A 15,406-nucleotide genomic window follows, 5' to 3' on the forward strand; every position below is an offset into this window, starting at 1 on the left:
CAATGAAACAACTCATAAATTCATTTTTCTAGGGGGTAACACCATGAAGAAATGGAAATTTTCACTGGTTATGCTGCTGGCGTTCTCACTCGTGCTTGCGGCATGCGGAGGTAATTCTGGGGGAGGCAGCGCAAGCGGCGGCTCCAATGATCAGGAAGTGAAGACGGTTACGATTTTCCAATTCAAAACGGAAATTGTAGATGGTCTGAATGAACTGAAGGTGGAGTTTGAGAAAGAATATCCAAACATCAAGCTTGATATTCAAACTGTAGGCGGCGGTGCTGATTACGGTGCAGCGCTGAAAACGAAATTCGCATCCAACGATGCGCCTGATATTTTCTCCAACGGCGGATATGCCGAGATGGACATGTGGTTTGACCGTCTGGAGGATCTTTCCGATCAGCCATGGGTACCGGATCTGGTGGAAATGGCCGCGAAACCGATGACTAAGGACGGCAAAGTATATGGTATGCCAATGAACCTCGAAGGTTGGGGCTATATCTACAATAAAGACCTGTTTGAGCAAGCCGGCATTACCGAAATGCCAAAAACGTACTCTCAGCTGGAAGAAGCATCGAAGAAGCTTGAAGCTATTGGTGTAATTCCATTTGCGAACGCTTACCAAGAATGGTGGCTGCTGGGCAACCAGGGCATCAACCCGGCATTTGATCTCCAGGAAGACCCGGATGCATTCATCCAGGGCTTGAACGAGGGTACGGAAACGTTTGTGGGCAACAAGTATTTCGAAGAGTGGGCCAAGCTGATGCAGCTTACACTTGAATACGGTAACAAAAACCCGCTGACGACCGACTACAACACAGCGATCTCCTTGCTGGCTACAGAGCAAGCGGCCATGATGCAAAACGGAAACTGGGCTCAGACTGAAATTGATGCGATCAATCCGGACCTGAATCTTGGGTTCCTGCCGATGCCGCTTGGCGAGAATGCCGAGGAGAACGACGCCATTAACGTAGGGGTGCCTGCGAACCTGGTAGTCAACAAGGATTCCGACTCCAAAGAGGAAGCGAAGATCTTCCTGAACTGGCTTGTAACGTCCGATATCGGTCAAGAGTATATTGTGAAACACTTTAAATTCATCCCGTCCCTGACTTCTATTGAAGCGACACCGGAAGATATGGGAGATCTGGGTTCCTCGATTTATGATTTTGTACAGGCCGGCAAAGTGCTGGAGAAGCACTCCGCCAAGTTCCCTGACGGTGTAGCCCAGGAATTCGCGGGCTCGATGCAGGCATTCTTTGCAGGCAAGTCCGATGTGAACAAATTGCTTGAGGACATGCAGGCTTCTTGGGACAATCTGAAGAATTAATCCGTCGCCGATTGCTGGCAACGCGAAGAGCTATGTGATGAAGGCACGCCAGTCCCGTCTATCAACGTTCGGGGCGGCGTGCTTTTCCTATCATTTAGTATAAATTCGGTATGATATCCAACGTGAGAGAAAGCGTTTCATCCATTGTCCTGGCTGTGATTTAATACTTTGCGAAAGGCCTCTTCCGAGCGTTACCATAATGATATATACTGGGCTAGTAAGCTTGAAAGGAGTCGGATAAATTTATGAGTATTCATATGTTTCCTTCTGATTTTAAGTGGGGAGTGGCCACGGCCGCGTATCAGATTGAAGGCGCTTATAATGAAGATGGACGGGGGATGTCCATCTGGGACACATTCGCTCACACACCGGGCAAAGTGAAGAATGGCGATAACGGAAACGTCGCATGCGACAGTTATCACCGGGTAGAGGAAGATGTGCAGCTATTGAAGGATCTGGGCGTGAAGGTGTACCGCTTCTCGATCTCGTGGCCGCGCGTTCTTCCGCAGGGGACAGGAGAGGTGAATCGTGCCGGACTGGATTATTATCATCGGCTCGTGGACGAGCTGTTGGCTAACGGAATTGAGCCCTTCTGCACCCTGTATCACTGGGATCTTCCGCAAGAGCTTCAAGATCAGGGCGGATGGGGCAGCCGCATCACCATCGATGCATTTGCTGAGTACGCCGAATTGATGTTCAAGGAACTCGGTGGAAAAATCAAGCACTGGATAACCTTTAATGAGCCTTGGTGCATGGCGTTCCTGTCCAACTATCTGGGCGTGCATGCTCCGGGAAATAAAGATTTGCAGCTGGCTATCGACGTAAGCCATCATCTGCTGGTTGCGCATGGACGTGCTGTAACGCTCTTCCGCGAGCTGGGCATCTCGGGCGAGATCGGGATCGCGCCGAACACGTCATGGGCCGTTCCTTACCGACGCACCAAGGAGGATATGGAGGCTTGCCTGCGCGTGAACGGCTGGTCTGGCGACTGGTATCTGGACCCGATCTATTTCGGGGAATATCCGAAATTCATGCTGGATTGGTACGAGAACCTGGGCTACAAGCCGCCGATTGTGGACGGCGATATGGAGCTGATTCACCAGCCGATTGATTTCATCGGCATCAACTACTATACCTCTTCCATGAATCGTTACAATCCTGGAGAAGCGGGCGGCATGCTTTCCAGCGAAGCGATCTCCATGGGCGCTCCGAAGACGGATATCGGCTGGGAAATCTATGCCGAGGGGCTGTACGATTTGCTCCGCTATACGGCGGACAAATACGGCAATCCGACGCTGTATATTACGGAGAACGGGGCTTGCTATAATGACGGTCTTTCCCTGGACGGGCGCATTCATGATCAGCGCCGGATTGATTACTTGGCGATGCACCTGATTCAGGCGAGCCGCGCGATTGAGGATGGAATCAATCTGAAGGGATATATGGAATGGTCCTTGATGGACAACTTTGAGTGGGCGGAAGGGTACGGCATGCGCTTCGGTCTGGTGCATGTCGATTATGACACGCTGGTCCGCACCCCGAAAGACAGCTTCTACTGGTACAAAGGCGTCATCTCAAGAGGCTGGCTTGATCTGTAACAGCTGAACATTGTGATTCATCTGCTCCGTGGTTATCTTCGGAGCAGTTTTTCTAAGAGATAAGGAGGCGCATTCATGATCAACGAGAAATTCCCGAAAATTTGGTACGGCGGCGACTACAACCCGGAGCAGTGGGACAAGGCGACGATGGAAGAAGATATGCGGATGTTCAATCTGGCCGGGATCGACGTGGCGACCGTCAACGTGTTCTCATGGGCGAAAATCCAGCGGGACGAAGTGAGCTATGATTTCACCTGGCTTGACGACATTATCGAGCGGTTGACCAAGGAAAATATCTATCTCTGTCTTGCAACAAGCACTGGAGCACATCCGGCATGGATGGCCAAGAAATATCCGGATGTTCTGCGGGTGGACTATGAAGGGCGCAAACGCAAATTCGGCGGACGTCACAATTCTTGCCCGAACAGCCCGACCTACCGCAAGTATGCCAAGATCCTAGCCGGAAAGCTGGCCGAACGTTACAAGGATCATCCGCAAATTGTGATGTGGCATGTGTCGAATGAATACGGCGGCTATTGTTACTGCGATAACTGTGAGAAGCAGTTCCGCGTATGGCTCAAGGAGCGCTACGGCACCCTCGAGGCGCTGAACAAGGCGTGGAACACTTCCTTCTGGAGCCATACGTTCTACGATTGGGACGAAATTGTGGCGCCGAACGCACTCAGCGAAGAGTGGAGCGGCAACCGCACGAACTTCCAGGGCATCTCGCTGGACTATCGCCGGTTCCAATCGGACAGCCTGCTGGAATGCTTCAAGATGGAGCGCGATGAATTGAAACGGTGGACGCCGGACATTCCGGTGACTACGAATTTGATGGGCTTTTATCCAGAGCTGGATTACTTCAAGTGGGCGAAAGAAATGGATGTTGTATCCTGGGACAATTACCCGTCGATGGACACCCCGTTCAGCTTCACGGCGATGGCTCATAACCTGATGCGGGGCCTCAAGAGCGGCCAGCCGTTCATGCTGATGGAGCAGACGCCGGGGGTTCAGAACTGGCAGCCGTACAACTCGGCGAAACGTCCGGGCGTAATGAGATTGTGGAGCTATCAGGCGGTTGCGCACGGAGCCGATACGGTGATGTTCTTCCAGCTGAGACGTTCTGTCGGAGCCTGCGAGAAATATCACGGCGCGGTCATTGAGCATGTCGGTCATGAGCATACGCGAGTGTTCCGGGAGTGCGCAGAGCTTGGCAAGGAGCTGCAGCAGCTTGGCGATACCATTCTGGATGCCCGTTCCGAAGCCAAGGTGGCCGTCATGTACGATTGGGAGAATCGCTGGGCTCTCGAGCTGTCGAGCGGGCCATCCATCGCCCTGAATTACGTGAATGAAGTGCATAAATACTATGATGCGCTGTACAAGCAGAACATCCAGACGGACATGATCAGCGTGGAGGAGGACCTGAGCAAATACAAGGTTGTCATCGCGCCGGTCATGTACATGGTGAAGCCCGGCTTTGCCGAGCGGGTCGAGCAGTTTGTGGCACAGGGCGGAACCTTTGTTACGACCTTCTTTAGCGGCATCGTGAACGAGAACGATCTGGTTACCTTGGGCGGCTACCCGGGTGAGCTTCGCAACGTGATGGGAATTTGGGCGGAAGAGATTGACGCGCTTCTGCCGGGACATCAGAATGAGATCGTATTAAGGCAGGACTGGGGAGGACTGCGCGGCAGCTACTCCTGCGGCATTCTGTGTGATGTGATCCATGCGGAGACCGCCGAGGTGCTCGCCGAGTATGGCGCGGATTATTATAAGGGCACGCCGGTACTGACCCGAAACAAGTTCGGGAACGGGCAGGCGTATTATGTAGCCAGCAGTCCGGATGCCGATTTCCTGCAAGGCTTGATCGCCAATCTGTGCGAGGAGCAGGGCGTGAAGCCGCTGCTGAACACGCCGGATGGCGTTGAGGTTGCGGAGCGGGTGAAGAACGGAACCTCGTATCTGTTTGTGATGAACCACAATGCCGAGGAGATGACGTTTGATGCGGGAGCTTCCCGTCAGCGTGATCTGCTGACGGGCAAGACGATTTCCGGTCAAGCAACGATTCCGGCGCGAGGCGTGATGATTCTGGAGCGGGCTTAGATCGCTAGCGATTTGTGCATATGGCGGATCAGGCACATATCCGTCCGGCCTCTGTCATAGCGCCGGACGGTCAACCGTAGGGGGGACGACAAGTGAGCATACACTATCATAAGGAGCAGGGCATCTTTCATCTTCAGAGCCGCGAATCGAGCTATTGCATCGAGCTGGTGCGCGGCGCATACCCGGCTCATGTCTATTGGGGAAAGAAGATTCGCGACCGGCATATTGCGGGCATGCTGGAGCGCAGGGGGAGAGCATCGTTCTCTCCGACCCCGTTTCGGGATGACTTGTCATTCTCGTTTGATAGCTTGCCGCAGGAGTATCCGGGTTACGGGACAGGCGATTTTCGCCAGCCGGCATACGAGGTGCAGCTTACGAATGGCACTACCGCCGTTGAGGTGGAATATACCGGTCATCGAATATACAGCGGCAAGCCGAAGCTGGAAGGGCTGCCTGCGGTGTATGTGGAGCAGGACGCTGAGGCCGATACGCTTGAGCTGGAGCTTCGTGACCGGATCAGCGGCTTGACGATCGTACTGACTTATACCGTGCTGCCTGATTATGATGCGATTGCGCGTTCCGTTTCCTTCCGGAATGAGGGCAAGGAGAGCATGACCATTTTACGGGCGATGAGCGCAAGCGTCGACTTTAGCCATAGCCGGTATGACCTGCTGCATCTGCATGGGGCTTGGGCCCGCGAGCGTCATGTGGAACGGAGGAAGCTCTCTCCCGGCATGCAGGGAATTGAAAGCCGCCGCGGTTCGAGCAGTCATAACCATAACCCGTTTCTGGCACTGCTGTCCGAGGATGCTGGTGAAGAGCATGGTGAAGTATACGGGTTCAGCCTGGTATATAGCGGCAGCTTCTCGGCACAGGTTGAGGTTGATCAGTACGCGACAGCACGCCTGAATCTCGGCATTAATCCATTTGACTTCTCCTGGCTGCTGGAGCCGGGCGAGTCGTTTCAGACACCGGAAGCGGTTATGGTGTTCTCGGCAGAGGGGCTCGGCGGAATGTCCAGACGCTATCACAAGCTGTACCGCACCCGCCTGTGCCGCGGTCAGTTCCGGGATGCCGTTCGTCCGGTGCTGGTGAACAACTGGGAAGCGACCTACTTCGATTTCACAGCGGACAAAATCGAGCACATCGCCAGGGAAGGCCGCGAGCTTGGCATCGAGCTGTTCGTGCTCGACGACGGCTGGTTCGGCAAGCGAAATGATGATACTACCTCGCTGGGTGACTGGGTGGTGGACCGGAACAAGCTTCCGGAAGGACTTGAAGATTTGGCAGAACGGGTGCGGGCGCTTGATATGCAATTCGGCCTCTGGTTTGAGCCGGAGATGATATCGCCAGAGAGCGAGCTGTACCGGCAGCATCCGGACTGGTGTCTGCATGTGCCTGACCGGCGAAGAACGGAGGGCCGGCAGCAGCTTATTCTGGATTTCTCGCGCGAGGAAGTGTGCGAGGCGGTGGCCGGCATGATTCGCAGCATATTGCAGAGCGCACCGATCACTTATGTGAAATGGGACATGAACCGGAACATGACGGAGATTGGCTCGGCTGCGCTGCCGCCGGAACGGCAGCGGGAGACTGCGCATCGTTACATGCTGGGGCTGTACCGGGTGCTGGAGCAATTAACGACCGAGTTCCCGCACATCCTGTTCGAGAGCTGCTCCGGCGGAGGCGGTCGTTATGACCCTGGGATGCTGTATTACATGCCTCAGACATGGACAAGCGACAATTCGGACGCGATCAGCCGTCTGAAGATCCAATACGGAACCAGTCTGGTGTACCCGCTTAGCACGATGGGGGCGCATGTGTCGGCGGTGCCGAATCACCAGGTGCACCGGAACACTTCACTTCGCGTCAGGGGACATGCGGCGATGTCGGGCAATTTTGGCTACGAGCTGGACTTGACGGCATTTACCGAGGAAGAGAAGGAAGAGGTTCGGGCACAGGTGAAGCTGTACAAGGACATCCGTCATCTGGTTCAATTCGGGGATTATTATCGTCTCCGCAGCCCGTTTGAGGGGAACGAAGCGGCGTGGACGGTCGTATCCGAGGATCGGTCCGAAGCGGTGCTGTATTATTTCCGCATCTTAGGGGAAGCGAATGAGCCGATTGTGCGCTTGCGGACGAGAGGTCTTGACCCGGAAGCCGACTATGAATGCCTCGAAGACGGTGCTGTGTATGGCGGAGATCGGCTGATGCATGCAGGAATGGTCATCCCGCCGATGCGGGGTGATTTCCAGAGCTTTGTATGGCGGTTCAAACGGGTATCGTCCTGATCGGCCTTGGAATGCTGGGTATATAGCAACATTAAAGACGGCGCAGCGGAGTGATCCGGGCGCCGTCTTTGCTGTGCCGTGTGGGGTTCGGGGTAATGCCGATCGCATGTTGTCCGCCGTCCCTCAGTGAAGATGCTGTGGTGAAGGAACGGTAATGGCGTAGGTTCCCCGCTCTGTGACCAAGGTGACCTGTCCGTCGTTTACCTTCGTTTCGGACAATCCGTCCAGTGCAATCGTAAAGCGCTTGTCCGGGAGCGGGGCTTCCTGTCCGTCAGTAATGACAATGCCATCTCCCTCCAGCAGAAGGGTGTCCATGTCGGCATAACCGTCGATGGAGGGGACTTGCCGGCGCTGTAGCTCGGCCCGCTTGAGATGCAGATTCACCTGGTCCCGGTCCTGTTCCTCCACCTTGGATATATGAAGGATTTGATTGCTGTTCGCGTTCAGCCATTCCGTTACGGCTTCCAGTGATGGATTCATCCTCTCTGATCCCTTCCTTCATGTTCATATGTGGCTCTGTGGCTCTTCCCTAGCTTACCCCGCTGTTCTTGTCCTTATTTCATGTCGGGTGATCCGGTAGCTTATCCGTGAGCGCTGCAGACAGAGAGCACGGTGAAACGGATGAAGTGTACATGAGGGCCCCGGGGATTTGGCGAAGGAAATGTATGGTATGATGGAAGGGATTGTTCTGTCCGGTTATTGCACGATCTATAGGCAGGATTAGTCTTGTTCCTGGTCGGGGCGATATACAATGGTGACGCCAAGCTGAGTATAGGTTTCTTCGGTGTAGTGATGATCCGGGCAATGCTTGATCAGCGCCATGTCATCATGACGGGATATCAGCTTCTGTTCACATTCCGGACACCGGTCGGACATCCACTGTTTCAGTTTGCCAAATAACATTCGCTACACCTCTCTCTTTTCCGATCTAAATACTTGGAGTTTATTATAAACAATGTACGAGCTACAATCAATATGGATAAGCACGCGTGAATGATATTGTATGAACGGAGATCGATCATCTTGATACTGCAGCAGGTAGTAATGATCCTAATCGGCTTTGTGGGCTCTTTTTTCTCCGGCCTTCTCGGGATCGGCGGGGCCATTATCAACTTTCCCTTATTATTATATGTCCCGGAATGGTTCGGTTACCTGCCCTTCACCCCGAAGGAGGTAGCTTCCATCAGCATGGTGCAGGTGTTCTTCGCCTCGCTCACAGGGATGTTGACGAACCGGATCCGTGCCAGACAGCGGGAATCGCTGGTCCACACTAAACTGGTGTTCCATATGGGATCTGCCACTTTGGCCGGCAGCCTGATCGGCAGCTATGCATCGATGATGATGAGCAGCAGCCTCATCAATATCATATATGGCTTCCTTGCTGTCGTTGCGGCAGCGCTAATGATTGTTCCGATGCGGGCTTCTCTGGAGTCGCGGCGGGTGAACGAGGTGGAATACAATGCGTATCTCGCAGCGGGGATCGCCTTTGTCATCGGAGGCATAGCCGGCATCGTCGGTGCCGGCGGGGCGTTCATTCTCATCCCGGTCATGCTATCCATGCTGCGGATTCCGACCCGGATCACGATTGCCTCCTCGCTGGCGATCGTATTTCTGTCAGCGGTCGGCGGCGTCATCGGCAAGCTTGCAGGCGGCGATATTCCCCTCTGGCCGACCGTATTCGCGGTTGTCGGGAGCCTGCTCGGGGCGCCGGTTGGTATCCTGGTGAGCCGGAGGCTGAATGTGCGCGTATTGCGGTTTGCACTGGCAGTTCTGATTGCAGCTACCGCCTTCAAAATATGGGTGGACATTCTGGGGGAAATATAGGGTAAGAAGGCAAAGCTATTCATTTTATCGTCTAATCATTATCAGGAGGGATATGAGATGAAGAATAATCGACTGGGTACTTCGGGACTGATCGTATCGGAGATTGGACTTGGCTGCATGTCGCTTGGCACAGAGGAGGCTCCCGCAATTCGCTTGATACATGAAGCGCTGGATCAGGGCGTGAACCTGCTGGACACCGCGGATCTGTATGATGCCGGACGCAATGAGGAGATCGTAGGCAAGGCGCTGGAAGGGCGCCGCCGCGAGGACATCATTCTGGCGACCAAGGTGGGCAATCGCCGGATTCCGGGGCAGGAGGGCTGGGTGTGGGACCCGTCGCCGGACTACATCAAATCGGCGGTTAAAGAGAGCCTGCGCCGCCTGCGTACGGACTATATCGACCTGTACCAGCTTCACGGCGGAACGATCGATGACCCGATCGATGAGACGATTGGCGCGTTCGAGGATCTGAAGCGCGAGGGATGGATTCGCGAGTATGGCATTTCTTCCATTCGGCCGAATGTGATCCGGGAATTCGTGAAACGTTCGAACATCGTCAGTGTTATGACACAGTATAGTCCGCTGGACCGCCGGCCGGAGGAAGAGGTACTGGACTGCTGGAGCAGAGTGGTATCTCCGCTATCGCCCGGGGGCCGGTAGCTCAAGGCATTTTGTCTGGAAAAGGAGAGAGCAAGGCGGAGAAGGGTTATCTCGGCTATGATCGGGACGAGCTGCTTCGGATCCTGGACCAGCTTAAACAGCTGGATGCTGACGTGGATCTGACTCACCTGGGCATTCGCTACGCGCTGGCTCCGGCAGCGGTAGCCTGCACGATTCCAGGCGCAAGCTCGGCGGGGCAGCTGGCACATAATCTGGAGGCAGGCAAGCGTGAGCCGTTGTCCCCGCAGGTCATTCAGCGCATTCAGGCGATCACTCGGGCCAACAAGTACGAGCTGCACCGCTAAATAAACCACGCACAACATTAACAAGAAAGCAGGGCAGGAGTTATGGGGGAAACAACGTTGAATTCTGCTGCGAAGAACAAACAACGGAGCGGATTGCTCCGCCGGTTTGTCGAATTTTACAGGCCGCATAAAAAGCTGTTCACGCTCGACTTTACCTGTGCGGTCGTTGCCGGCGTGCTGGAGCTGGCTTTCCCGCTGGCCGTGCAGTGGGTCGTTGATTCACTGCTGCCGTCGCGGGAGTGGGGCACGATTGCCGCAGCTGGCGCCGGGCTGCTGGCCCTATACCTCGTCTGCATGGGGCTGAACTTTGTGGTCAGCTACTTCGGCCACAAGCTCGGCATTAACATTGAAACAGATATGCGCCAGAAGGCGTTCAACCATGTGCAGCGCCAATCCTTTCGCTATTTTGACAACACGAAGACCGGGCATGTCATGTCACGGATGACCAACGATCTGTTTGATATCGGGGAGCTGGCTCACCACGGGCCGGAGGATTTCTTTATTGCAATGATGACATTTGTGGGCGCCTTCGGCATTATGTGGACCGTCAACTGGGAGCTGGCGCTTATCACCTTTACGGTGGTGCCGTTTATCGTATGGCTGATCGTCATTTTCAACAAAAAGCTGCATAAGGCCAACAGCGAGATGTTCTCCAACATCGCCGATCTGAATGCCAGAGTGGAGGACACGATTTCCGGAATTCGCGTGGTGAAGTCGTTTGCTAACGAGGAGTTCGAAATCGAGCGTTTCCGTAAGAATAACGCAGCCTTCCGTTATGCGAAGCTGAAATCGTACCTGGCCATGTCCTTCAGTGTGTCGGGCATGTACATGCTGACCCGGCTCATTTCGCTGATCGTCCTGATCAGCGGGGCCTGGTTTGCTTTCCAGGGCACGCTCTCGTACGGGGAGCTGGTTGCTTTTCTGCTGTATGTGAATATTTTTCTGAAACCCATTGATAAAATCAATGCGCTGATGGAAAGCTATCCGAAAGGGATGGCAGGCTTTAAACGCTTCTGCGATCTGCTGGACCGTGAGCCTGAAATCCGGGATCGCGAAGGGGCCCGAGCAGTTTCAGGCCTGCAAGGGAATATTGAGTTTCATCATGTCACCTTCGGCTATGAACCCGAGCGTCCGGTCTTGAGAAATTTGAATCTCCGGGTGAAGGCCGGGGAGACGATTGCGCTTGTCGGCCCTTCGGGCGCCGGGAAATCGACGATTTGCAGTCTGATTCCTCGCTTCTACGATATCCAGGGCGGGGCGATTACGATTGACGGGCTGGATATCCGGGAGATGACCCAGCAATCGCTGCGGTCGCATATCGGGGTCGTGCAGCAGGACGTGTTCCTCTTTGGCGGGACGATCAGGGAAAATATTGAATACGGCCGGCTCGGCGCGTCGGAGGCGGACATCATGGATGCCGTTAGGCGCGCACATCTGGAGCAGCTGATTGAGTCTCTGCCCGAAGGGCTGGATACCGTGATCGGTGAACGCGGATTGAAGCTGTCCGGAGGGCAGCGGCAGCGGCTGGCGATTGCCCGCATGTTCCTCAAAAATCCGCCGATACTCATTCTCGATGAAGCCACGTCTGCCCTCGATACGGAGACGGAAGCGATCATCCAGCAGTCGCTGGAGGAGCTGGCTGTCAATCGGACGACACTGGTCATTGCCCATCGGCTGGCAACCATCCGCGGGGCGGACCGAATTCTGGTCGTTACGGACGAAGGCATCGCAGAGGAAGGCAAGCATGAGGAGCTGCTTCAGAAGAACGGCGCTTACGCAAGACTGCACCGCGCCCAGTTCGGGTCTGAGGCGGTTCGGTAATGGGATGAATTAGGTGAGAACATGAAAGATTGATTCACTGAATGCTTCATGGCATGAAAAGTCATGTCATAGAAGGTTTGCTCCATCTCACTCCAGGATGGCATCATCCTTGGTTAAATATACCGCTGCGCCCGCATCCCGTTGCCGGATGACGGGCGCTGTTCATAACCTGGCCTTTGCGATGGGTCCCCCTCATTCCCCGAGAGCGGCATACATTGCGGGAGTCAGCACGGATTTCTGTTAGGAGTCTTTTTCACAGGAAAAACTTTTTATTAGGGTGGATCGTTACCATGAAGAGAGCCGATGAGAGGCATCGTTTATATGGAAGGCTGAAAGGGAGTAGCATGATCACGATTGAACATTTGTCCAAAACGTACCGCAAAGGTGTATGGGCATTGCTGGATATTTCATTACAACTGAATAAAGGGATGACCGGGCTGCTAGGCCCGAACGGAGCTGGCAAGACCACGCTAATGCGAATTCTGGCCACGCTTCAGGAGCCGACCTCGGGACAGGTGTCCGTCAACGGCATTCCGCTGAGTCGTTCCGAGGAAATACGGAGTATGATCGGCTATTTGCCGCAGCAGTTCCGGATTTATCCCCAGGTGACCGGCAGGGACTTCCTCGATTACGTGGCGACGATGAAAGGGATGAAGGATGCCAGCCGTCGCCGGAAGGAAATATCGGAGCTGCTTGACCTGGTGAATATGCAGGATAAGGCGGACAAGAAGGTGCGGACTTATTCCAGCGGCATGAAGCAGCGGATCGGCATCGCCCAGGCACTGCTCGGTGGTCCGGAAATTCTGATCGTGGATGAGCCGACGGCGGGGCTCGATCCGCAGGAACGGGTGCGCTTTCGCAACATGCTGACCCGGTTCAGCATAAACCGGACGGTGCTGCTGTCAACTCATATCGTGGCTGATATCGAGAGCAACTGCCGGCGAATCGCGGTTATGGACAAGGGAAGGCTTGTGATGACGGGCAGTCTGGAAGAGCTGCAGCAGCGGGGTGCAGGGCTAATCTGGGAAGCGGTGCTGGACCAGCGGATGTTCGCGCAGGCCGATCCGAGGTTGATCATCTCCTCCAAAGCGACAGCCGAAGGCATGCTCTGCCGCATGATTGCCCCGGAGCGGCCGCTTCCGGATGCGGTTCCGGTTCATGATCCGTCCCTGGAGGAAGGATATCTGGCTTTGCTGCGGGGGGCTGCCTATGCATAGATGGCTGAGACATTGCCTGCTGGAGTTCAGGCTGCTCCTAGGAAATCCGCTGTTTGCCGCGCTGCCGATCGTATATGGCGTCATCTATTTGATTACGTTGAAAGCCGGCATGACCGACGAAATCAACACGATATACAGGTTGACCATTCTTTATCATAGCATTGGTCATATGCTGTCTCTTGGTGTGGCGATGCTTGTCGGTATTTTATTAATACGGAGGGATGTAAGGCGGCCAGCCTTCGAATGGTACCGGAGCCTCCCGCTTTCTTATGAGCTGCAGCTGTCTGCCAAATATGCTGTCGGCATGCTGTATTTATCATTCTTCACGTTGAGTACGGCTGTCATCTTTTATGTCATCTCGGTCGGTTCCGGTATTCCGGGGCATATCGCTTATGATAGAACGATGGACTTTGCCGTTCAATATGAGGTGTCCTATCTGGTAACGCTGGCACTGGCGATGCTGCTTGGTGTATCGATACCGAATCGCGTCGTGTATTTGATCGGTTTTTGTGCGTGGATGTTTGGCACACTGTTTATGGATATTTTTCTGATTAGCAGTTCGGGGCTATGGTTTTTACAGACCTTCCACCTCAGTCAATTTTTCATAGAGGGAAGGCTCCTGGAATTCGAAAACTGGGGATATGATCTGCTGCGGCCGGAGATGCTGCTGTCGAGAATGTTTGTTCTGGCATTCACCCTACTGTTGCTGTCGGTTGTCATCCTGATCCTGAACCGTCTGCGTCCGACGATGAACGTTCGGCGAAGCTGGCTGGTCGTCATCGTCTGCGGGGTACTGGCTGTGGTAGCCTTCGTTCCCTATGGGGCTATGTGGCAGGATCGCTATGCGGAGCGGGAGCGATATACGCTTGGTGTGGATGTCCCAACCACGGATGAGGTGATCTGGGATAACAGAAACCCTGAGGCGGTCGGGTTCTTCTCCATCCCTTCGTATGATATCGAGCTCAGGCGGCTGTCCGATGATACGCTGAATGCGAAGGTGACGTTGACCGTGCCTGCGGAGGCTTGGGAGGGAAGCCGTTATGTTCCGTTGACGTTAAACCGAAATCTTGAAATCCAGGAAGTCCGGGTTCAGGGCAAGGAGGCTTTCTTCAGAAGAACGGGGGAGCATATTTCGTTAGCTCTGCCTGCCGGTGTTCAAGGAGATCTATCGATTGAGATCAGGTACAGCGGTAAGTTTCTATATAATCCGGTCCTTTCGCCATCACGGTCGATGTTCAGTCAGGGAACGGAAGTGAATCTGCCAAACTATGCCGCCTGGTATCCGTTGCCCGGACACCAGCCAATCTATATTGCCTATGGCCCGAATGACGTTAACTTCGGTGCTGTGTACACAACAGCTGGATTGTTATATCCGGACAGCCAAGTGGAATTGACACTGCAAGGCTATTCTGTCCCGGTGTATACGGGGCTGAAGGAAATGAGCAGACAGCAGGGGCTCCAGACGTATTCGGGGAATACGAGAAATGGTGTTTACTTGTTAGCTGGCGCCGACTGGATGGAGATGAAGATCGACGATTTGCCGGTTACTTTAGTTACAACACCGTATAGATACAATGATGCCCGGCCTTATCTGAAGATGTTCAAGCAGAAGTATGATTATTTTTCCAGCTGGATTCCAGAGTTGAGATACGATATCGACACGATTGTGTTAGTGGATCATAACCCGGTTGCCTATACTAATTATTCCGTTGTCAATCAAATGATTCTATCCCCCAGAGATTACATGTCTTATGCAAAAAGCCACCTCCCGGCAGACTGGATGAGCAACTGGCTGTTCGGTGATCGGCTTCTGTATTACCCTGATTGGCCTGAGGGGGATGTCATCCTCAAAATAAGAAGCTTGTTCTGGTACATGTACTACCGGGAAGTGGAAGGCTTAACCGATGAGGATTTGAAGAGGGGCTATTTCGGGACGACGGTGCTGTTGGATGAGCTGTTCTATAGTGATGAGGAATACCACCCCAACCAGGTCGGGTTGGAGATACTCAAGATGGTATCGAAGGCGGTTGATGAAGGCCGCGGCGATCAAGTAAAACGTTTATTGGTATATTTCTACGAGCAGGAAGAGCTGTTATCGGACCTGAACGGTTATCTGAATGGTTATTCGGGGCCGGAGCAGCCGATCATTCCGTACAGTGAGTGGCTGCGTCAATGGGAACTCGTTGTAGAGGATGGAGCATGAACGCATCTGCACAAATAGAAGGGTGGGGAGCACATGATTTCCGATCAGCAGTTGTCAGAA

10 protein-coding genes and 1 pseudogene are annotated in these 15,406 nt (G+C 54.0%); 9 read left to right on the forward strand and 2 right to left on the reverse strand.

Annotation, left to right across the window (positions count from 1 at the left end):
* Positions 1-43: 43 nt before the first annotated feature.
* The 4 genes from MKX64_RS13405 (at position 44) to MKX64_RS13420 (ending at position 7,316) form a co-directional block, all read left to right on the forward strand.
* Positions 44-1,327, forward strand: a complete 1,284-nt coding sequence (locus tag MKX64_RS13405) for an ABC transporter substrate-binding protein (protein WP_341036107.1) — start codon at positions 44-46, stop codon at positions 1,325-1,327.
* Between the two features lie 245 nt (positions 1,328-1,572).
* Entirely contained in the window at positions 1,573-2,925 is a 1,353-nt protein-coding gene (locus tag MKX64_RS13410; protein WP_341036108.1) for a GH1 family beta-glucosidase, read from the forward strand.
* Positions 2,926-3,000: 75 nt separating this feature from the next.
* On the forward strand, positions 3,001-5,028 hold the full coding sequence (locus MKX64_RS13415; RefSeq protein ID WP_341036110.1) for a beta-galactosidase: 2,028 nt from the start codon (positions 3,001-3,003) through the stop codon (positions 5,026-5,028).
* 92 nt (positions 5,029-5,120) lie between these two features.
* Entirely contained in the window at positions 5,121-7,316 is a 2,196-nt protein-coding gene (locus tag MKX64_RS13420; RefSeq protein ID WP_341036112.1) for an alpha-galactosidase, read from the forward strand.
* Positions 7,317-7,439: 123 nt separating this feature from the next.
* Here MKX64_RS13420 and MKX64_RS13425 read toward each other — a convergent pair whose 3' ends face one another.
* Positions 7,440-7,796 (reverse strand): hypothetical protein, encoded by a 357-nt coding sequence (locus tag MKX64_RS13425; RefSeq protein ID WP_095266551.1) that lies wholly within the window; start codon positions 7,794-7,796, stop codon positions 7,440-7,442.
* Positions 7,797-8,036: 240 nt separating this feature from the next.
* Positions 8,037-8,219 carry a hypothetical protein gene (locus tag MKX64_RS13430; RefSeq protein WP_095266552.1) on the reverse strand — a complete coding sequence of 61 codons (183 nt, stop codon included), beginning with the start codon at positions 8,217-8,219 and terminating at the stop codon, positions 8,037-8,039.
* Between the two features lie 120 nt (positions 8,220-8,339).
* On the opposite strand from MKX64_RS13430, the gene MKX64_RS13435 reads away from it, so the two are divergent.
* The 5 genes and pseudogenes from MKX64_RS13435 to MKX64_RS13455 all read left to right on the forward strand — a co-directional run bounded on the left by MKX64_RS13435 (position 8,340) and on the right by MKX64_RS13455 (position 15,346).
* The gene (locus MKX64_RS13435; RefSeq protein ID WP_095266553.1) at positions 8,340-9,140 is read left to right on the forward strand and encodes a sulfite exporter TauE/SafE family protein; all 801 of its coding nucleotides are present in this window, start codon (positions 8,340-8,342) and stop codon (positions 9,138-9,140) included.
* A 57-nt stretch (positions 9,141-9,197) separates the two neighbouring features.
* Positions 9,198-10,105, forward strand: a pseudogene (locus MKX64_RS13440) (aldo/keto reductase).
* Between the two features lie 42 nt (positions 10,106-10,147).
* Positions 10,148-11,926, forward strand: coding sequence for an ABC transporter ATP-binding protein (locus MKX64_RS13445; RefSeq protein ID WP_413773617.1), 1,779 nt, complete (start codon positions 10,148-10,150; stop codon positions 11,924-11,926).
* Between the two features lie 344 nt (positions 11,927-12,270).
* Complete coding sequence (locus tag MKX64_RS13450; protein ID WP_095398711.1) at positions 12,271-13,143, forward strand: ABC transporter ATP-binding protein; 873 nt, start codon at positions 12,271-12,273, stop codon at positions 13,141-13,143.
* Complete coding sequence (locus tag MKX64_RS13455; protein ID WP_341036114.1) at positions 13,136-15,346, forward strand: ABC transporter permease; 2,211 nt, start codon at positions 13,136-13,138, stop codon at positions 15,344-15,346. Before MKX64_RS13450 ends, MKX64_RS13455 begins: the two co-directional genes overlap by 8 nt.
* Positions 15,347-15,406: the final 60 nt, after the last annotated feature.

The organism is Paenibacillus sp. FSL M8-0334 (assembly GCF_038000405.1).
In the GTDB taxonomy this organism is placed as follows: Bacteria; Bacillota; Bacilli; order Paenibacillales; family Paenibacillaceae; genus Paenibacillus_AQ; species Paenibacillus_AQ campinasensis.

Bases quoted from the DNA above. Each gene is read 5' to 3' on its own strand.
- MKX64_RS13405 (WP_341036107.1), top strand. From the start codon at position 44: ATGAAGAAATGGAAATTTTCACTGGTTATGCTGCTGGCGTTCTCACTC.
- MKX64_RS13410 (WP_341036108.1), top strand. From the start codon at position 1,573: ATGAGTATTCATATGTTTCCTTCTGATTTTAAGTGGGGAGTGGCCACG.
- MKX64_RS13415 (WP_341036110.1), top strand. From the start codon at position 3,001: ATGATCAACGAGAAATTCCCGAAAATTTGGTACGGCGGCGACTACAAC.
- MKX64_RS13425 (WP_095266551.1), bottom strand. From the start codon at position 7,796: ATGAATCCATCACTGGAAGCCGTAACGGAATGGCTGAACGCGAACAGC.
- MKX64_RS13430 (WP_095266552.1), bottom strand. From the start codon at position 8,219: ATGTTATTTGGCAAACTGAAACAGTGGATGTCCGACCGGTGTCCGGAA.
- MKX64_RS13445 (WP_413773617.1), top strand. From the start codon at position 10,148: ATGGGGGAAACAACGTTGAATTCTGCTGCGAAGAACAAACAACGGAGC.
- MKX64_RS13450 (WP_095398711.1), top strand. From the start codon at position 12,271: ATGATCACGATTGAACATTTGTCCAAAACGTACCGCAAAGGTGTATGG.
- MKX64_RS13455 (WP_341036114.1), top strand. From the start codon at position 13,136: ATGCATAGATGGCTGAGACATTGCCTGCTGGAGTTCAGGCTGCTCCTA.